General features: G+C 68.1%; 15 protein-coding genes, 1 tRNA gene and 1 riboswitch. Of the genes, 10 read left to right on the top strand and 6 right to left on the bottom strand.

From position 1 onward, the window contains the following. Positions 1 to 16: 16 nt before the first annotated feature. Positions 17 to 160, bottom strand: a riboswitch (cobalamin riboswitch). Positions 161 to 284: 124 nt separating this feature from the next. Then, positions 285 to 2,192 carry an ABC transporter ATP-binding protein gene (locus tag D472_RS0110345; RefSeq protein WP_017604410.1) on the bottom strand — a complete coding sequence of 636 codons (1,908 nt, stop codon included), beginning with the start codon at positions 2,190 to 2,192 and terminating at the stop codon, positions 285 to 287. Positions 2,193 to 2,620: 428 nt separating this feature from the next. Here D472_RS0110345 and D472_RS0110340 point away from each other — a divergent pair, with 428 nt between their 5' ends. From D472_RS0110340 to D472_RS0110330, 3 genes are all read left to right on the top strand, one after another. Next, positions 2,621 to 3,616 carry a ring-cleaving dioxygenase gene (locus tag D472_RS0110340; protein ID WP_017604409.1) on the top strand — a complete coding sequence of 332 codons (996 nt, stop codon included), beginning with the start codon at positions 2,621 to 2,623 and terminating at the stop codon, positions 3,614 to 3,616. 30 nt (positions 3,617 to 3,646) lie between these two features. Continuing rightward, the gene (locus D472_RS0110335; RefSeq protein WP_017604408.1) at positions 3,647 to 4,735 is read left to right on the top strand and encodes a maleylacetate reductase; all 1,089 of its coding nucleotides are present in this window, start codon (positions 3,647 to 3,649) and stop codon (positions 4,733 to 4,735) included. A 66-nt stretch (positions 4,736 to 4,801) separates the two neighbouring features. Then, positions 4,802 to 5,923 carry an FAD-dependent oxidoreductase gene (locus D472_RS0110330; RefSeq protein WP_239642952.1) on the top strand — a complete coding sequence of 374 codons (1,122 nt, stop codon included), beginning with the start codon at positions 4,802 to 4,804 and terminating at the stop codon, positions 5,921 to 5,923. 2 nt (positions 5,924 to 5,925) lie between these two features. On the opposite strand, the gene D472_RS0110325 is transcribed toward D472_RS0110330, so the two are convergent. Beyond that, positions 5,926 to 7,308, bottom strand: coding sequence for an NAD-dependent succinate-semialdehyde dehydrogenase (locus D472_RS0110325; protein ID WP_017604406.1), 1,383 nt, complete (start codon positions 7,306 to 7,308; stop codon positions 5,926 to 5,928). A gap of 276 nt (positions 7,309 to 7,584) precedes the next feature. Here D472_RS0110325 and D472_RS0110320 point away from each other — a divergent pair, with 276 nt between their 5' ends. The 5 genes from D472_RS0110320 (at position 7,585) to D472_RS26710 (ending at position 11,898) form a co-directional block, all read left to right on the top strand. After that, positions 7,585 to 7,992 carry a RidA family protein gene (locus tag D472_RS0110320; protein WP_017604405.1) on the top strand — a complete coding sequence of 136 codons (408 nt, stop codon included), beginning with the start codon at positions 7,585 to 7,587 and terminating at the stop codon, positions 7,990 to 7,992. A 130-nt stretch (positions 7,993 to 8,122) separates the two neighbouring features. Beyond that, positions 8,123 to 9,151: a glutathione S-transferase family protein gene (locus D472_RS0110315; RefSeq protein WP_017604404.1), complete on the top strand. Its 1,029-nt coding sequence runs from the start codon at positions 8,123 to 8,125 to the stop codon at positions 9,149 to 9,151. A gap of 328 nt (positions 9,152 to 9,479) precedes the next feature. Continuing rightward, positions 9,480 to 11,132, top strand: a complete 1,653-nt coding sequence (locus D472_RS0110310; RefSeq protein ID WP_239642951.1) for a hypothetical protein — start codon at positions 9,480 to 9,482, stop codon at positions 11,130 to 11,132. Positions 11,133 to 11,230: 98 nt separating this feature from the next. Beyond that, positions 11,231 to 11,304 (top strand) — tRNA-Pro (locus D472_RS0110305). A gap of 264 nt (positions 11,305 to 11,568) precedes the next feature. Continuing rightward, on the top strand, positions 11,569 to 11,898 hold the full coding sequence (locus tag D472_RS26710; RefSeq protein ID WP_026117552.1) for an MDR/zinc-dependent alcohol dehydrogenase-like family protein: 330 nt from the start codon (positions 11,569 to 11,571) through the stop codon (positions 11,896 to 11,898). Between the two features lie 181 nt (positions 11,899 to 12,079). Here the strand turns inward: D472_RS26710 and D472_RS0110295 are convergent, their stop codons facing one another. From D472_RS0110295 to D472_RS0110280, 4 genes are all read right to left on the bottom strand, one after another. Continuing rightward, positions 12,080 to 12,643: a dihydrofolate reductase family protein gene (locus D472_RS0110295; protein ID WP_017604402.1), complete on the bottom strand. Its 564-nt coding sequence runs from the start codon at positions 12,641 to 12,643 to the stop codon at positions 12,080 to 12,082. Between the two features lie 178 nt (positions 12,644 to 12,821). Beyond that, entirely contained in the window at positions 12,822 to 13,772 is a 951-nt protein-coding gene (locus D472_RS0110290) for an FkbM family methyltransferase (protein ID WP_017604401.1), read from the bottom strand. Between the two features lie 356 nt (positions 13,773 to 14,128). Beyond that, positions 14,129 to 15,289, bottom strand: a complete 1,161-nt coding sequence (locus tag D472_RS0110285) for a PrsW family intramembrane metalloprotease (protein ID WP_017604400.1) — start codon at positions 15,287 to 15,289, stop codon at positions 14,129 to 14,131. Then, positions 15,286 to 15,888: a hypothetical protein gene (locus D472_RS0110280; RefSeq protein WP_017604399.1), complete on the bottom strand. Its 603-nt coding sequence runs from the start codon at positions 15,886 to 15,888 to the stop codon at positions 15,286 to 15,288. The genes D472_RS0110285 and D472_RS0110280 overlap by 4 nt, the downstream gene beginning before the upstream one ends. A gap of 280 nt (positions 15,889 to 16,168) precedes the next feature. Here D472_RS0110280 and D472_RS0110275 point away from each other — a divergent pair, with 280 nt between their 5' ends. Both D472_RS0110275 and D472_RS25255 read left to right on the top strand, forming a co-directional pair. Next, positions 16,169 to 16,960, top strand: coding sequence for a class I SAM-dependent methyltransferase (locus D472_RS0110275; protein ID WP_017604398.1), 792 nt, complete (start codon positions 16,169 to 16,171; stop codon positions 16,958 to 16,960). Positions 16,961 to 17,225: 265 nt separating this feature from the next. After that, on the top strand, positions 17,226 to 19,021 hold a 1,796-nt coding region (locus D472_RS25255; RefSeq protein WP_017604397.1), incomplete at its 3' end, for a stealth family protein.

Below are 19,021 nucleotides of genomic sequence, written 5' to 3'. Positions count from 1 at the left end.
CCCCGCCAGTGTCGGCAGGTCTTCGGGCTCGGGATCGACCGGTGCCGAGCGCCTTCCTGGAGCAATGCTCCAGTGGCCGTTCCGAGGACGGATGCCTGGGACGTGCTCGCCCATCACCCTCACCGCTGCGCGTCGATCCCGGATCCTCACCGGGTTCCCTGCCCCATGGGATGGACTTCGACCGGCTCGACGAGGTTACCCCTGTTCCCTTTCAGGCCGGCCCAAGGGGTCGGCGTCGGTACCGGGTCGGCCCCCAAAGCCCGGTGCGAGAACGAGAGCGGCGTTCACGATCGGGACGCGGGGTCGGTGTAGGCGTCGGCCTGGAGCGTGTACAGCTCCCGGTAACGACCGTGGGTGCTCATGAGTGTCTCGTGCGTTCCCTCCTCGATGACCTCGCCGTGCTCCAGGACGTAGACGCGGTCGGCCATACGCACCGAGGCCATGCGGTGGGTGATGAGCACGACCGCGGCGCCGGTACGTTCGGCGTGGGTGCGAATGGTCTCGAAGAAGCGGGCCTCCGCGCGGGCGTCCAGGGCCGCGGTGGGTTCGTCGGCGATGAGCAGGTCGGCCACCCTGTAGAAGCCTCGGGCCCCGGCCAGACGCTGCCACTGGCCTCCAGAGAGGTTGACGCCGCTGGCGAAGGTCGTGTCCAACAAGGTGTCCCACCCCCTGGGCAGGCCGGCGACCACCTCGTCGGTGCCGCTCAGCCGCGCGGCCTCTCCCAGACGTGTCACATCGCAGTCCTGGGCCATGGTCACGTTGCGGCGGGCGGTCATGGGCCACCGGGTGTGGTCCTGGATGATGACGCTGATCCGGTCGCGTACGGCCGGGCCGAGCGCGGCGAAGTCGTCGCCGTTCCAGGTCACCGAGCCCTCCTGGGGCGTGTAGAGGCCGGCGAGCAGGCGGGCCAGGGTGGATTTACCGGAGCCGTTGGCTCCCACCAGGGCGATCGTCTCACCGGCCTCCACACGCATGCTCACACCCTTCAAGGCGGGTTCTTCACCGGTGGGATAGGTGAAGGTCGCCTTGCGGACCTCCAACCGCTCCAGCTCTTGCGGTGCCGGCGCGGTGGGGGCGGGTGGCAGTTCGGCTCGGGCCAGAGCGCGGTATTCCTCGAAATCGGAGAAGTACAGGCCGGACTCGTACACCTGGTTCAGGGAATGAAGAAGCCGTTGCATCTGGCCTTGGGCACGCTGTAGGGCCAACACCGCGGTTCCCACAGCGGACAGGGGCATGAGCCCGGCCACCAGCAGCAGCCCCAGGGTCGAGTAGGTGAGCGCGCTCGCCACCCCACCGGCGACCCCGCCCAGGGCGCGTATCCGGGTCTGACGCCAGGCCACTGAGAGCATGCTGTCCCGTTCCTTGTCGGCCAGCTCGCCGTAGTCGGCCAGGAGTGATTCACGCATGGTGTAGGAACGCAGCTCGGCGGCGGAGTCGCGGGAGGCCATGCGATCCCCCAGGATCCATCGCCGCCGTCGCCCGGTGCTCAGTTCCCGCTGGGTCTGGTACTCCATGCGGGCCGCCCGCATGGCCGCCCATCCGGTCGGTACGACACTGACGACCAGGAGGGGAAGCAGGATCGGGTGGAGCACGGCCAACACTCCGGCCAAGGAGAGCATCCCGACCAGACCGGCCAGGCCTTCCAAGCAGGCCGTGACCATACGGGGCACTTCGTACAGGCCCCGGTCGCGAGCACGGTACATGGCGTCCGCCCACGCCTCGGCGTCGAACGCGACCAGGTTCGCCCGTGTGGTGAGGGAGAACAGCTCCATCTCGATCAGGCGCTCGATCTGCGGTCCCATGCGAGCCAGGGCCAGGTCCGAGACCATGCGGACCGTTCCCGACAGCGCGGCGACCCCGGCCACCACCGCCACCGCGGGCAACGCCGCCCGCACCCGGTCGGTGATGGGGCCTTCCGTGAGCAGGGCGTCCAGGACCAGGGTGACCGAGGACAGACTCACCGCCGCCAGTAGGGCGGCGACACTGCTCGCGACCAAGGCCGTCAGCAGGTCACTTCGGTTCGCTCGCCAAGCCCATCCCATCGCGGCCGTGGTCAGGGCGGGCATGTGGGTGAGTTTGGCCCACAGGCTCGTGCGCACGAGTTCTTCGTCGAAGAACCGCCACTTGGGGGCGGCCAGGTCTTCGTCCAGACCGGTACCCGATGGTGGGGCGGTCTCGGGGGGTTCGGGCATGGGTGTGGAGGATGAGGTCAAGCGGATGCTCCAAGGGTCGGGAAGGGGTCGGCCGGCGCCGGGCCCGGATGGATCCTTCCCGCCATGGAACCGGTGGAAGGTGGTTGAGGGACGCACGAGTCGGGTGGTACCAGAGGGGTGTGAGGGTGGGCGTTCTGGCCATCGGTGGGGCCCGGGGGTTTCCCTCGGTGATCCGGAAGGGGCATGATCCGGCGGGGCCGAAACAGGGGAGCGGGCACGGGGCGTGAGGTGGTCGCCTTCCCCGAAGTCGACGTGGACCCGCCGGCCTGCGGTCGTCGGAGCCGGGGGAGACCTGATGACCTCAGGTGTCTTCTAAGGACATCTCTTGCCAGGAAGATGTTTCTTGATTAAAGTAATGGTGGCCAAGACGCACACCGGCGGGAACCGGCGACCCAAGGAGACAGGACATGGCGATCAGGACGGACGGGCTGCACCACGTGACCGCGATCGGTGGAAACCCTCGACGCAACGTCGACTTCTACGCACGCACGCTCGGGTTGCGGCTGGTCAAGACCACCGTCAACTTCGATGACCCCGGCGTCTACCACCTCTACTACGGCGACGCCGAGGGCACGCCCGGCACGCTCATGACGCTCTTCCCCTGGGAAGGGGTGACTCCTGGCCGGCACGGCACCGGACAGGCCACCACCACGTCCTTCTCCGTCCCCGAACTCTCTTTGGGTTGGTGGGAGGGCCACCTGACCAAGCTCGGCCTCCAGACCACGCGGAGCGCGAACCTCGAAGAGGAGGCCCTGACCTTCCTCGACCCCGACGGGCTGCGCCTGTCCCTGGTCGCACACCCCCAGGGCGACCCCCGTGACCCATGGGACACCCCGCTGGTGCCCGCCGAACACGCCATCCGCGGTCTGCACTCGGTGACCATGCAGGTGGCGAAGGAGGACGCCTCCACCGACATGCTGACCGATGGCCTTGGCCTGCGCTACGTCGGCGAACACGGCGACAAGCTCCGTTTCGCGGCCGGTGACGGCGGCCCGGGCGCCTTGGTGGACGTCCTGGTCACCCCGAACGCCCCGCGCGGACTGGTCGCGGGCGGCACGGTGCACCACGTCGCGTGGCGGGCCCCCGACGACGCCACCCAACATGCCTGGCGGGAGGAACTCCTGAGCAAGGGCGTGGAGGTGACCGAGATCCTGGACCGGCAATACTTCCACTCGATCTACTTCCGTGAGCCGGGTGGCACCCTGTTCGAGGTCGCCACCGACGACCTCGGCTTCAGCGTCGACGAGCCCTTGCTCGAACTGGGCCGTGCCCTGAAGCTCCCGCCGTGGCTGGAGCCCCGACGCGAACAGATCCAAGGTGCCCTTCCGGAGCTGAACCTGCCCGACGAGAACAACCCCGAAGTGGCCGAGACCTTGGCGAACAGGCAGACTCAGGGAGTCTGAGCGGCGGCGACCGAACACGAAGGGGAACCGATGCGCGGTTTCGTGCACACCACCGACCCCGTAAGGGTGGTCTTCGGTACCGGCACGGTGAACAGGGTCCGTGAAGAAGCGGAACGGCTCGGTGCCCGCAGGACGCTCTTGCTGTCCTCACCCTCGGCACGGTCGGTGGGCCCGGTGCGTGCCAGCCTGGGGCCGCTCCTGGCCGCCGAGTTCGCCGGCGCGGCCCCGCACACCCCGGTCGAAGTGACCGAACGGGCGCTGCGGGTTCTGCGCGAGTCCGACGTCGACGGCCTGGTCGCCATCGGTGGCGGATCGACGACCGGGTTGTCCAAGGCCTTGGCGGTACGCACCGGATTGCCGCAGATCATCGTTCCCACCACCTACGCCGGCTCCGAGGTCACCTCCGTCCTGGGAGAGACCGAGAACGGGCGCAAGACCACCCGGTCCGACCCGAAGATCCTTCCTGACACGGTGCTCTACGACGTCGACTTCACTCTCGGCCTGCCGGTGGCGATGTCGGTGACCAGCGCGGTCAACGCCCTGGCCCACGCCGTGGAGGCCTTGTACGCACCAGAGGTCGACCACGTGAGTGAAGACAGGGCGTTGGAGGCGATCGCACTGATCGCGCGAGCTCTTCCCCAGGTCGCCGCGCGCCCCTCCGATCCCGACGCCCGGACCGACCTGCTGCACGCGGCATGGCTGGCCGGAACCTGCCTGGCCGCAGTCGGTATGGGTCTGCACCACAAGCTCTGCCACACCCTGGGCGGTTCCTTCGCGATGCCGCACGCCGCGACCCACACGGTCGTGTTGCCCCACGTGATGGCCTACAACGCGCCCGCCGCAGGCGAGGTGATGCGCCGCATCGCGCGGGTGATGGGAGTCGACGACGCACCGGGCGGGGCCCACGACCTCATCGCACGGGTCGGTGGCCCCACCTCGCTGAGGGATCTGGGTATGGCTGAGACCGATCTGGCCCGAGCCGCTGAACTCGCCACCGCCCATCCCTACCCCAATCCGCGCGAACCGGACCGGGAAAGCGTCGAGGCACTGCTGGTCGACGCCTGGTACGGCCGTGAGCCCGGCGCTTCTTCGAGGGGTGGGCCGGGGGCGGCCGACTGAGTACGGCACCGGCCGACGGCATGAAGACGGAGCCGGCGGTGTTGTCCACGAAGGATGGAGTCGACGATGGGAGGGACCAGGATGGACGTGGTGACCCCGCCGAGACGGACCGATGTGGTCATCATCGGCGCCGGCCAGGCCGGATTGTCGGTGGCCTGGCATCTGCGCCGCGCGGGGCTGGAACCCGGCGTCGACTTCGTACTCCTGGACCGAGGGCCGGACGCCGGCGGGGCCTGGCAGTTCCGATGGGAGGCGTTGCGCCTGGACGACACGCACAAGGTCGACGACCTGCCCGGGATGCGGCGGCTCGGGCTGAGCTTCGCCGACGCCGATACCGAACGTCCGGCGCGCGACGTGGTCCGCGATCACTACCGACGCTACGAGGACGAACTGGACCTTCGGGTGGCCCGGCCGGTGCGGGTGAGCGGCGTCCACGAGCACGGCGAGGGATTTCGCGTGGTGACCGACCACGGCGAGGTCACCACACGTGTGGTGGTCAACGCCAGTGGAACCTGGGCGCGCCCCTTCATCCCCTACTTCGCCGGCGCGGCCGACTTCCAAGGGGTGCAGATCACCACCCCCGAGTACCGCGCGGCCGAGGACTTCGCCGGCGAGCGCGTACTGGTGGTGGGCGGTGGCACCTCCGCGGTGGGCTTCCTACGTGAACTGGAAGGCGTGGCCGGGGACACCATCTGGGCCACCCGCCGGCCGGTCACCTTCGAGGACGACCCCGAGGGGCCGATCCGAGCGGTGCGTGCGGCGGACCAAGCGGCCCGATCCGGACGCCCCCTGCCCAGCATCGTCAGCGGTACCGGCCTGCCCGCCACCCCGGCCAACCTGGCCGCCCGGGAACGTGGGCTGCTGGTGGCCCGGCCGATGTTCACCGCGATCGAACCCCATGGCGTGCGATGGGAGGACGGTTCCTTCGAAGCGGTGGACGCCATCATCTGGGCGACGGGCTTTCGCGCCGAACTCACCCATCTGGCCCCGCTTCGATTGCGTGAACCCGGGGGCGGGGTGTGGGTGGAGGACGGGCGCGCGGTCCGCTACCCCGGCCTGTTCATGGCCGGTTATGGCCCGCAGGCCAGCACCATCGGCGCGAACCGGGCCGGGCGGGCCATCGCCCGTCAGGTGATGGCCGCGCTCCGTTCGCCCGCGTTCGCCCGAGCCGAGCCCGTCGGCCGGTGAAATCAACCGGTGGGCATCACGTTGATCAGTTTCTTGTTGACGAACTCCTGGATCCCCGCTTCGGAGAGTTCCTGCCCGTAACCGGATCGCTTGGTGCCACCGAATGGAAGGTTCGGCTTGGTCCAGGCCGGATGGTTGACGAAGACCATGCCGGTCTCGATGCGCCGGGCGACCTCCGCGCCATGGGCGGTGTCCTGGGTGAACACCGAACCGCCCAGGCCGAAACTGGAGTCGTTGGCGATCCGCACCGCCTCGTCCTCGTCCGCCGCACGGAAGAAGAGGGCGACCGGGCCGAAGAACTCCTTGTCGTAGACCGGGTTGTCCCGGCTCACTTTGGTGAGGATCCTCGGTTGGACGAACGCCCCCTCCTCGGGCACGGGCTCACCCGGCGTGATCACCGAGGCGCCATGCTCGATGGCCTCCTCCACCAGCGCGTCGAGGTCGTCGGCGGCGCTCTGCGAGGACAACGGCGGCAGACTCGTATCGGGATCGAACGGATCGCCCGCCTTGAGCTCGGCCAAGCCCTCGCTGAACCGGCGGAGGAACTCGTCCGCGACCTCCTCGACGACGATGATCCGTTTGGCGGCCACACAGCTTTGACCGGCGTTGTTGAGCCGGCCCCAGAGCGCACGCTCGACGCTCAGGTCGAGATCGGCGTCGGAGAGCACGATCAACGCGTCACTGCCGCCCAGTTCCAGGGTGCTCTTCTTCAACTCCTCGCCCGCTCGGGCCGCGACACTGGAGCCCGCGCCCTCGCTGCCGGTCAGCGCCACCCCACGGACGCGCGGGTCCTGGATCACCCGGTCGACCTGCTCCTTGCTCGCGTAGACGTTGGTGTAGGCGCCCTCCGGTGCGCCGGCCTCGCGAAAGAGCCGTTCGAAGGCCGCGGCCGACTGAGGAACGATCGACGCGTGCTTGACCATCACCACGTTCCCGGCCATGAGGTTGGGGCCCGCGAGCCTGGCCAGTTGGTAGTAGGGGAAGTTCCACGGCTGGACCCCGAACAGCACCCCGATCGGGTCGCTGACCACGACGGCCTCCCCCGCGTCCGGGTCCTCGGTGGCCACCCTCTCTGGGGCGAGGAACTCCTCGGCGTTGTCCGCGTAGTAGTCCAGGATCGAGGCGGCCAGCTCGACCTCGTCCAGGCTCTCGCGGTACAGCTTGCCCATCTCCAGGGTGGGGAGCCGGGCGAACTCCTCGGACCGCTCGCGCAGGATCCTCGCGGCGCGCCCGACCACCTCCTTGCGTTCGTCGAAGGACTTGGTGCGCCAGGTCTCGAAGGTCCTCTGGGCGGTGTGGAGGGCCTGGTCCAGCTCCTGGTCCCCGATGCCTTGGAAGGTCTCCAAGGTCTGGTTCGTGTAGGGGTTGGTGGTCGCGTAACCCATGAATCTCCCTTCGTCCGTGTCGGCCGGGCCCGGAGCGCGGTCCTGCCAGGGGTGAGGAATCGGGTCATCGGTGCGGAACCGGGCCTCGTGGGGGACCCTGCTCGTTCCGCACGGGGGGCAAAACGTCCTCTTCGTCCTTGTCTTCAGGATTTGCCGGAACCTTGCCGGGGGAGGGCACCGACCCACTCGGCGCGATGACGAAAACCCCTTGGGGAACCTTCGCCGTGGCGTTAGCGTGCTCCGTGTTCGACGATGTCCCCACCCGAGAGGAAAACCTTGAACAGCGCCGTGACCCTCATTCGCTCCGCCGCACTGTCCGACGTGGCCGAATACGCCTACGCCGCCACGATCCCGGCGGGTGTACGCATGATCTTCCCGGCGGGGGCCTGTCCGCTGAACGCCGACGGCACCACCGCGGCCGTGGGCGACCACGCGGGTCAGGCGGCGGTGTGCGTGGCCAACCTGAAGACCGCGCTGGCCGAGGCGGGCGCCGAGTTGACCGACGTGGTCAGTACACGTGTCCTGGTCGCCTCCGATTCCCAGGACGACCTGGTGGCGGTCTGGGAGGTGGTGCGGGACGCCTTCGGTGAGCACGACGTCCCCAGCACGCTGATGGGCGTCACCGTCCTGGGGTACGACGACCAGCTCGTGGAGATCGAGGCCGTGGCGGCCGTGCGCGAATGAGTCGTCGCCACGCGCGCCGTCCTCGAAACTCCGAAACCGACGAATCTCCTTGTGGACGACTGCTTTTGCGACCCCGCTCCGACCTAGGATCGGGAACGGAAGCCTTTCCCGATGATCGGAGGTGTGTGGCATGCGGGCCAACCGACTGCCGACCGAGGAGATCAAGCGCGACCCCGCGGCCTTCGCTGACCGGGTGACCTCCGACGGGCGTCACGAGCGCACCGCCGAAGCAGGACGATTCCGACTGGTCATCAACCGGGCCTGCCCCTGGGCGCACCGAGTGGTGATGACCCGACGCCTCATGGGGCTGGAGCACGCGGTCTCCCTGGCCGTCACCGACCCCGTCCAGGAGATCATCGACGGTGACCCGCACTGGGTGTTCACCGAACGCACCGGCAGCCCCGACGACAAGGACCCCGTGTTGGGCATCCACGCCCTGCGCGAGGCCTACCTGGCTCGCGACCCCGACTACGACGGTGGGGTCAGCGTGCCCGGCCTGGTGGACGTTCCCACCGGACACCTGGTCTCCAACGACTACGACCGGCTCAGCGTGGACATGGCCACCGAATGGGGCGATCTGACCCGCGAGGGCGCCCCCGACCTGTACCCGGAGGTGCTGCGCGAGGAGATCGAACGGATCAGCGCGCAGATCTACCAGGACCTCAACAACGGGGTCTACCGCTCCGGGTTCGCCCCTGACCAGAAGCGCTACGACGCCGCCGTACGCGACGTGTTCACCCGGCTGGACGCCCTGGAGGAACACCTGACCGGGCGCCGCTACCTGGTGGGCGAACACCTCACCTTGGCCGACCTGCGACTGTGGGCCACCCTGGTGCGCTTCGACGCCGCCTACCACGGCCACTTCAAGTGCAACCGGCGCAAGCTCACCGAGTACCCGGCGCTGTGGGCCTACGCCCGGGACCTGTACCAGACCCCCGGGTTCGGCGACACCACGAACCTGGAACACATCCGGACGCACTACTACGCGGTGCACACCGCCATCAACCCCACCGGGATCGTGGCGGTGGGCCCCGACCCACGAGGCTGGCTCACCCCGCATCACCGGGAGGAGCTGGGCGGCAGCCCCTTTGGAGAGGGGACTCCGCCCGGCCCGGTCCCCGAGGGCGAGCGCGTCCCACCCTTGGCGGAGCAGGGCTGAGGAGCCACTCGGTAGGGAGGCACGCAGGACTCGCGGCCGGCGTGCCTCCCTTCCCCCTCGCGCCCATTACCGGGATGGGTGGGGTGGCCACAGCGGTTCGACGTTCCGTGCATCGATCACCCGTGGGGAGCCGTTCTCCGCCCTCAGGGGAGGGACCGCCAAGGTGAGGAGGCTCAACGTCTGGTCGAAGGTGTTCGGCCCGGCGGTGCCGCTCGCCCCGTGGTGACCGGCCGGTCACACGAGGGCGCGCACGATTCCGGCCCTTCGCGGACTCCTGTTAGGTTCTGTGACGTTCTGTCGGACTCGGGGTGGAATGGTGCGAGGGCCAGTGAGGGGTACGGGAGCCGAAGGGACCAGGGACGTCGTGTCCTGGTGCGGTGTCGGTCTGTTGATCGGTGCCCTGTCGTGGCTCCTCGTCGTGATCGTGGTGAACGACGGTGGAGTGTTCGGCGAGAGCAACGGATGGTGGGTCATCACCGTCCTGCTCGCCTTCCTCGTTCTCTGGTTCGGGGTGACCTGGCGGCGCGGCTCCGATCGGCCCGAGCCCAAGCGGTACGTCTTGTGGATGTGTCCGGCGGCCGGTTTGGGACTGTTGGTGACCTGGTTCGCGTTTCCCCAAGACGCCTTCGAAGCCACCACACGCGGGCCTTGGGCCTTCGACCCCTCACCGATGGCTGTGCACCTGTGGCTGGTGGTCTGTGCGATCGCGCTGGGTTGTGTGCTCATGCTTTTGGGACTACGAGGCCCGGTCCCGCGTCCCTTGCGTCGAACACTTCCCTCTCTCGCACTCGGAACGTCGGCCGTACTCCTTGCGGGGGCCTTGGCCGCGCGTTTCCTCGTCCCCTGGGTACCGCACCACGTCGCCGAAGACCTCGCGGACCCCGCTTCGGTCCCGACCCAGGCCACCCAGGTGGGGTGGGAGTGGCGACCGCCGATGGACACCGAGGTGCGGGAGGTACGTGCGGGCGCCCACGGGCCACTCGTCCTCCTTTGGGACGGGGCCGTGGCCCTGGACGGCACGACGGGCGAGCGACTGTGGTCCTACCGACGCCCCCATGGCCACGTTCGCGACGTGTGGGCCGAGAACGAGTACGTCCACGTACGCCACCGGGTGGCTACCGACCAGGAGAGCGGTGAGGAACGGTTCGAGACCGTCGTATTGGACGCCCTGACCGGGCGGATCGTGGAGGAGGCCTCCACCGCCACGGGGCCGCCGACCGGTTGGCTGTTCGAGCACGGTCACGACCTGGCGAGGACGTGGCTGGACCTGCCCGAGGCCTGCACGGTCCACGACGCGCGGGGTTACGGCCGTCGACTCGTGGGCGTGTTCGATTGCCCGGACGGGGAGGATGGGTCTCGGACCTCCGTCGTGGCCTTGGACTCGGCGGAGGAGACCGAACTCTGGCGTATGGAGTGGACGGGCGACTCCACGGGTCCCCGGCTGGACGAGGTGCCCACGAACATGGAGCAGGCGCCGATCATCGTGAGGTACGGGCCAAAGGAGAAGAGCCTGGTCCTGGATCCGGAGACCGGGGAGGAGGTCGCCGTGCTGCCCGAGGAACCGGCCGGGGACGGTTCCAGGGAGTTGGTGTACGCCGGATCGGACGGAACGGTCACCGCCGAGGACACCGGCGACCTGGAGACCACCTTCCACCGTGCGGACGCCTCGGGACGGATCATCGAAGAGGCCGTGTTGACCGACACCTTCGTCGGCTACGCCATCGGGTCCTCCCGGATCGCCGTACTCGACGAAGCGTTGCTGATCTCCCGCGAGCTGACAAGAGAAGACGAAACTTCGCAGGCACGCGTCCAGGTCGTCCCCTTCGGGCGGACCACCCGCTGGGGAGAGGGGACGGTGCTGGACTCCGGATGGACGGACACCTCGGGGGTAAGGAACCCGAGCATGACGATGGCCCCCGGCGCGGTCGTGCTCCTCACCGGTGAGGAAGAGAACCAACTCGTGGAGGGTCTACTCCCCTGAACGGGTCGATCCGCTGAGACCACGCTGGTTCGAACGCCTTCGAAAGTGCGATAGAGTCTGACCTGTTGGCGGCGCCGGAAACGGTGACGTCCAGCGGCCGGGACGTAGCGCAGTTTGGCAGCGCACTTGACTGGGGGTCAAGGGGTCGTGGGTTCAAATCCCGCCGTCCCGACAGAGAAGTAGCAGGTCGCGAAGAGGTCCACCAAGTGGTGGGCCTCTTTCTTCGTCTCTGGTGGGGCAGAAGTGGGGTTGAACCGGGGCATGTGGGCCGTCGGCCCACGCATGGAGGATGGGGTCCATCGCCCGCAGCATGGATGGACGCGCCCTCGTTCCTCCGACAGGGGCGGTCGATCAAGCCCCATGCGATGGCATGCCTGCTTCTGTGCCCCGCAACTCATAGGGGGTACAGACCACCGGCGTCACCGGAGGCGTGGGTATGGGCGGTGCGCGACTCGGGAAGGACTATGGCGCGCACGTCACCGGTCTGCCCCGGTCCGACCACTTGGACCTGGAATGCGATCCGGGGACGGATGAGGCATTGGATCGCCGCACCACGACCCCGGCCGACCTGGGGCGATTCGACGTGGTCCTGGACACCGCCGGTACTGGCCTGGCCGCCGACCGGGGCCTGTCGTCGTCGAGTGGACGGATGGTCACGGTTTCCTTCGACACGGGGCCGGGCGCTGCGCCGGCCGGCCCACATCGCCGGTTCGACGGTGTTCGGACCTCGCCGGGTCCGGTGCTTCAGTGGAAAGCCGTGCCGTGACCCGTTCGAGGAACCGACCCATGGCGTGGAATCGGGTGAACTTCGACCCTTGGTGGGCCGGGTGTCTGCGCACTCCGACGTGGCCGGCGCGCACCGGGCGTTGGAGACGGGGAGTGCGCGGCGAGATCGTCGTGGGCACCATCGCATGAGCGTGGCTTCTGACCGACCTCCCCGTCCCTGGTCAGTGGAGGACGTCGAACACCTGCTTTTGGACACCGTTGGAGTACACGTGGTGTTCGACCGGCTTCAGCCTGGTCGCGTCCTGATCGGCGTCGCTGAACAGGCGCTTGCCCGCGCCCAACAGAACGGGGAAGACCAGCAGGTGGTAACGGTCGACCAACCCGGCCTCGGCCAGGGATCGGCCGAGGGTGGAGCTGCCGTGTACGGAGATCGGTCCGCCCTCGGTCCGCTTCAGGTCGGCGACCTCCTCCAGCGAACGCAGGATCGTGGCCGGCCAGCGGTGGTCCTCCTGAGAGAGGGTGGTGGATACGACGTACCGGGGCATGGCGTTGTATCCCGCGAACTCCTGCATCGACGGCCACACCGGGGCGAACGCCTCGTAGCTGCGGCGACCCAGGAGCAGAGCCCCTGCCTCCTGCTGTTCGCGGGCCTTGATCTCGTAGGCCGCCTCGTCCATCTCGACGGTGTTGAGGGTCCACCCCGAGTTCCGGTAACCGGGCTCGCCTCCAGGGGCCTCCATCACGCCGTCCACGGACACGAAGGCGGTGATGATCAATGTGCGCATGATGTACTCCTCGTTACCAACGCGTGGTCCTTCCCCTGCTCGTCGAACGGGATGGGACGGTCTCGACACGGCAAGGGAGAATCCTTCCGAACCTTTCGGCTGTGAGTCTCGCGGAAATCGGATCGCGACGTCACCGGGCCATGGCCAGGATTCGGCAAGGTTTGAGGGAAGGAACGGATCAGCCCTTTTTCGGGAGCGCCTCCGCGCGGACCATCACGCAGTCGAATTCCAGTACCCTCCCGGTGTCTTCCTCCCGGGTGACCGGATACATGCCGGTGACCTCGAAACCGTCGGCCTCGTACACGGCCAGCGCCTCCGCCATGCGTGGCATGCCCTCATAGATCTGCATCAGCGCCACCTCGGACTGTAGGCCCACGAACTCACCGATCCGTTTTCCGGCTCCGGCGTAGGCCTCCAGGTCGAAACCCTGGGTGTCCATCTTCAGGTAGGGGCGGGGCTCCTCGATTCCGGTCAACGCCTCGTCCATCAGCCCGTCCAGGCGGCGCAGGGAGATCTGCTCGGTGCGGGTCTTCTGGAAGCGCTTGTACCGGGTGTTGCCGAAGTCGGTGGGCCCCAGCATCGAGCTCATCGACCCGTGGACGACGTTGATCTCGGCGGTGTCGTCCTCACGCCCCAACGCCATCTGATGTACCTGCCAGTCGGGGTCCTTCGAGGCGACCTCGCGTAGTTTCTCCGCCATGGCCGGGACCGGTTCGAAGGAGACGATGCGCCCTTGGTAGCCGAGTTCGCGCAGCTGACGGCCGTACTGGCCGATGTTGGCTCCCACGTCGAAGACACAGTTGACCCGGTAGTGGCCCAAGATCGAGACCACGTGCCGGGCGCCCAAGTGGTTCTGGGCGCGCTTGTGCAGGGCGAACTCCTGCCTGGGGGTCATGTCGTCGCGAGCCAACAGCTCCGCGGCGGGCCCGAGCGGCACGCGGGACCAGCCCTGGGGCGGCACGATCGGCCGCTGGCCGTCTTGGCCTCGACTGACCAACCAGCTCTGAGGGCCGGCCGGGGTGATCCGATAGTCGCCGCGCCGTTCCAGGACGGCGGCTCCCGGGCCGAGGTCGTGTACGTTGACCTGCCCACGCAGCAGGTCGAGCAGGCGTCGGCGTAGCGTCGGCATGGTTCCTCGGAGTCGACGTGGTCGGACGGTGGTGTTGGACCCTACGCCCGGTCGAAGGTTCTGTCGACAGGTTCGGGAACGTTCGATGGCGACGGTGTCATCACCAAGAGTACACGCCCGGTGTGTTTTCGTGTTCATCGAAGGTCGTATCGCGATGGGAAGCGGCCTGTTCGACTCCGCCGTGGGGTGTCCCCTCGGTCGAGACCCTTGACACCGCAGGCGAGGTGATCGCCGACGCCACCTCCACCCACCCGGTCTCCGAATGGTGCGAGGTGGGACGACGAACGGACCGCGAAGCATCGAGGCCTCCTCCGCCCCCTCTGCCTTCGGCCTCCTCGGAAGGGCCCCACCCCTGGTCAGGGTGGGTCAGGGCGGGGCGGACCGTCGAAGGCCCGATCCTCGGCGGAGTCGATCATCTGCTCTTGGCGCGTGCGGACCGCGGGACGTTCCGGGCGCGCAACTCGGGCCAACTCCCTGTCCCGTCCACCACGAGAGGCCAGGGCCATCGCCGCCGACCGCCGGACGCCCAGTTCCTCGCCCTCCCGAGCCAAGGCGCGTCGCACCCGGGAACGGTGGGCACGTCGCAGGAGGAAGTAGACGATCATGGTCGTGAGGAAGATCGACAGAGCCTTGAGCACGATGCCCGGCACGGTCCCCAGCAGGGGTGCGTCGAAGAGCCAGTGCATACCCATCGCGAGCAGGAACAGCAGTGCGGCGGCGGTTCCACGACCTGGCCCCGGACGCCAGGACGCGGCGGCGAGCAGCCCCACCGCGGCGCCGGCCACCGCGGTCATCGCCCAGTGAGATCCCAGGCCGGTGAGGCCCACACGAAGGAAGAAGCTTCGCACGACGGCGACCATTCCATCGACGCCGCCCTGCATGAGGATCATGTTCAGCGAATAGGTGAAGTCCTCCACCAGCTGGAAACCCAGGCCCACGAGTGCGCCGAGGATGAAGCCGTCGATCGGTCCGCGCACCACGAGCGGGGCCATGACGGCGATGAGGACGACCCCCAGGACCTTGAGCGGCTCCTCGTTGAGCGGTGCGGTCGACGCCGCTCCCCAGACGCTGCCGAAGGCCAGACCGCCGACCTTGTTCCAGATCGAGCTCAGGTGCCCGTTGGCGACCAGCGCCAGACCCACGGCCCCGGTCATGCCCCAGATCAGGGCCGATAACGAGTAGACCAGGTCCGGCTCCCGAACGGGACGGATCCGGCGCAGCAGCAAGAACCCCACGACACCGACCATGGCGAGCAGGAGGATCGACAGCGCCGCCTCGCCGGGGAAGACCAGCACGGCCCCGAACAGAGCGTTCAGCATCAGAACGAACCCGACCACGCACAGCAGTCCGAACAGGGCCGCGGCGGCCAAGCGAGGCGCTCGTCGGTGACGCGTGGGTCCCCATGGTGGACCGGTGGGGCGCTCGATGGCCTCGTGCTCCTGGTCGGAGGCGCGAGGTGACGGGACTCGGCCGTCCGCGCTGAAGGGCGCATCGGGCTCGGGACGTGCGTGGCTCATGATCCACCTTCCGGTGCGCGGTCGAACCTGATCGACCGGAGCAATCTCTCCACCTCGGCCAGGTCGGCCTGGTCTCCGGTGGCCGTGGCCCCCACGGCGAACTCTCCGTTGGGTGCGGGGAACAGTGCCGCGATACCGGTGTGCCGGTTGCTGTGCAGCTGTCCGGCCAGACCGTCGGCGCCCGCCTCGGAGGTCACCGAACGCGGATCGGTCAGGTTCGCGGAGGCGTCGCCCACCCGGACGACCTTGCGCAGGCCCTCCCACAGTTCGAGCTCGGAGGTCCTGGCGGGTGGGGTGAGCACGTTCATTTCGAGGTCGGCGGTGCCCTTGGCGAACCGGTACCGCTGTCCCTGGGTGCTGGATCCGACGTGCAGGTCCCAGTCCTGGTCGAAGGTCAGTTTCGCTTCGTGTCCCTGCCTGGAGGCGACGATCATGCTCTGCCCGGCCGCCACGGGTGCGGTGGAGGGCAGTGCGGAATCCAGCACCATCCATCCGCCGACCAGGGCGGCGACCACGACGGCGAAGATCCCCAAGGGGAACCAGCCACTGCGTGGTCCGGGTGGTCTGGCGTGCCGGAGTCGCTCACTCTCCTGGACCATCGCGTCCCCTTCGACGAGTTCGGGCCGCGTGCCCGAAGGCCCGGCCTGGGAACCAGCGAAGCACTCCCAAGAGCCATGAAAGCTACGAAAAGCTGTGATTGGCACACGTTTACGGTGATTTCACCGAACCTGGAAGTGGATCATCGCCCCAGGTGAGGGCGGGAGTAATGGAAGGTTTCGGGCGTTCCTCCCCTTCCAGGCACGTCCTCTTGGCAGGGCGGCCCGGACGTGATGAGATGCCACCGCCCCGAACCCCGACTCAGAAGGCCACGGCGAGCCGATGCCGAAGAAGACCGATTCCCTTACCACCGACCGTTCCACGTTGGGGCATCGCCTCGCCTACGCGATGCGCAACCCCGGAAGGATCGGCCCCTACATGCGTCGCTCCCTCCGTGACCTGCGCCTACGTCTCACCCACCGGGACCACGTCTCCTACTACCGGGCGGTGATGGCCTCCGACGCCTCCCGGGACCCCCGTGCCGCGGTCGGTAGCCGTAACGAGAAAAGGTGGCTGGCCCTGGGACAGATGCAGTTCGACTACCTCCTGGGGCACGGCCTGGCCCCCGAACACCGGATGCTCGACATCGGCTGTGGCAACCTGCGCGCCGGCTGGCGGTTCATCGAGTACCTGGACGAGGGCAACTACTACGGCATCGACATCTCCCCGGACATCCTCATGGCGGCCAAGAAGGTTCTGGCCGAGCGCGGCCTTCAGCGCAAACTTCCGCACTTGACCATCACCCAGGACCTCACCTTCGACTTTCTGCCCGAGCGGCACTTCGACGTGGTCCACGCGCACAGTGTCTTCTCGCACTCGCCGTTGGAGGTGATCGAGGAGTGCCTGGCCCACGTGGAGCGGATCCTGGCGCCGGACGGATTCTTCGACTTCACCTTCGACCGCACCGAGGGCACCGAACACCACGTGCTGCGCGAGGACTTCTACTACCGGACCGAGACCCTGATCGACCTCGCCGCACGCCACGGGCTCCAGGCACGTTTCATGGACGACTGGGAAGAACTCCCGCACGGCCAGTCCAAGATCCGTGTCGCCGCGCCGATCTCCACGGGCTGAATCACGTCAGTGGTCGTGGAACGCGCCCGAGTGCGGAACCGACGCGGGGGAGTGAACCGCCGACCCGTCACACCGGGAGCGGTTTCGCTCGCCCTCGGTGACTTCCCGCCCGGTAAAGTCGCGGCATGGTCGCGAAATGGTCTTGAATCCATCTTTATGCTGGCATAGCGGTCATCCCATCAAGGGGTTCGCGAGTCGAAGGGATACCTCCCTTCATCCCCCGGACCGTCACTTCGCGTGATGGTCCACTCGCGAAAGGCCGTCCATGCTCCAGACAGCACGCCTCAAGCGCGCTGCCGAACGCCTCCTGCCCCCGTCCGTCCGAGCCCGCCGAGAGGAACAACGACGCCAGGAGCGGGCCCGAGTCAAGGAGGATCGGCGCCTGGCCCGCATCGCCCAGCGCCGTGCCGCACTCTTGGAGTCCGAGCCCGACCTGCGCACGATCACCCTGGGGGACACCGAGCACCTGGGCCGCCTCGTCCAGGACTTCTCCGTGGAGCGGACCGCGGACCGTAACCTGGACCTGGTCCTGCAAGCCCTGGAGCACGCACGCATCGACCACTTCCTCGTTCCGGGCCGCTCGTCCCTGCGCCACGTCCTGGGCGTTCATCGCTCCCAACGCAAGGCCCTGTTGGAGGCCATGCGTGAACTCCACGGCGACAGCGCCCTGTACGCCATCAGACCCGGACCCGGTGGGAGTACGGCACAGACCTCGGCCTACGTCGATGGTGCCCTGCCCGACGACATCAAGAACGGCCTGATCATCCGCTTCGCCGAACTCCTGATCTCCGCACACGGTGACGTGTTCGGCGGCTTCGAGTACGGCTGCGACATCGAATTCTGGCGGGACGCCTCCAAGGTCATGGCCTCGGAACGGGCCCCACACGCACTGGACCGCCTGCGGGTCAAGATCCCGGAGAAGGCCATGGAGGGCGCACTGCTCGGCCCGCGCCCCAACCGGATCGCCGACGTGCTGACCGAGGACGCCCGAAGACCGGCCACCCTCACCGTCCGGGACCGGACGCTGCCCACCTTCGAACCCTTCACGCACCGCCACGCCGAGGACGTGGGATTCCCCGTGGACGTGGTCTACACGTGGGTCGACGGCGCCGACCCCGAACACGCCTCCAAACGCGCCCGTTACCGGGACGAGGCGGGCGAGCTCGCCTCTCACGCCGCCAACGTCTCCCGTTACACCGACCACGAGGAACTGCGCTACTCACTGCGCTCGCTCCAGATGTACGCGCCCTTCGTCCGCGACGTCTACCTGGTCACCGATGCCCAGGTGCCCTCTTGGCTGGAGACCGAGGCCCCCGGTATCACCGTGGTCGATCATCGCGACATCTTCGCCGATCCGAACGTGCTGCCGGTGTTCAGCTCACGAGCGATCGAAACCCAACTGCACCGCATCGCAGGACTCTCGGAGCGGTACCTGTACCTCAACGACGACGTCTTCTTCGCCGCCCCGGTCGGAGCGGAGTACTTCTTCCACTCCAACGGGATCGCACGCGTGCCCTTCTCCGGACATCAGATCGGGGTCGCGGACCCGATCGCCGAGGAGGTCGCCCCCAACTGGGCGGGCAAGAACGCCCGCGCACTCCTTTTGGAGGACTTCGGCGCGACCATCACCCAGAAGGTCCGCCACGCCCCCCTCCCACAGTTGCGTCAGGTCCACCGAGAGCTGGAGGAACGGTACCGCCAGGACATCGAACGCACGGCGCGTTCACGTTTCCGGCACCCCCAGGACATCGCCCCGGCCACCACCCTGCACCAGTACTACGCGCTGTTCACCGGTCGAGGAGTGCGTGGGGACTACCGCACCCGCTACGTGGACATCGGCACCGACCACGCCCACGAGGATCTGATCGCATTGGCCGAAATGGGCTCCGACGCCCCCCTCGACTTCCTGTGCCTGAACGACTTCGACACCCCACCGGAGCGACAGGAGGAGGTGTCCCGAATGCTCGCCGACTTCCTGGAGCGCCGTTTCCCCTTCCCGTCCCGCTTCGAACGGGTCCAGACGGGAGCCGACCGAGAAGAGCCCGGTATCACCGAGGCCGC

This window comes from Nocardiopsis alkaliphila YIM 80379 (assembly GCF_000341005.1).
Taxonomy (GTDB): Bacteria; Actinomycetota; Actinomycetes; order Streptosporangiales; family Streptosporangiaceae; genus Nocardiopsis; species Nocardiopsis alkaliphila.
The sequence above is the reverse complement of the archived record's forward strand: the minus strand, read 5'-3'. Positions and strand labels throughout refer to the sequence as shown.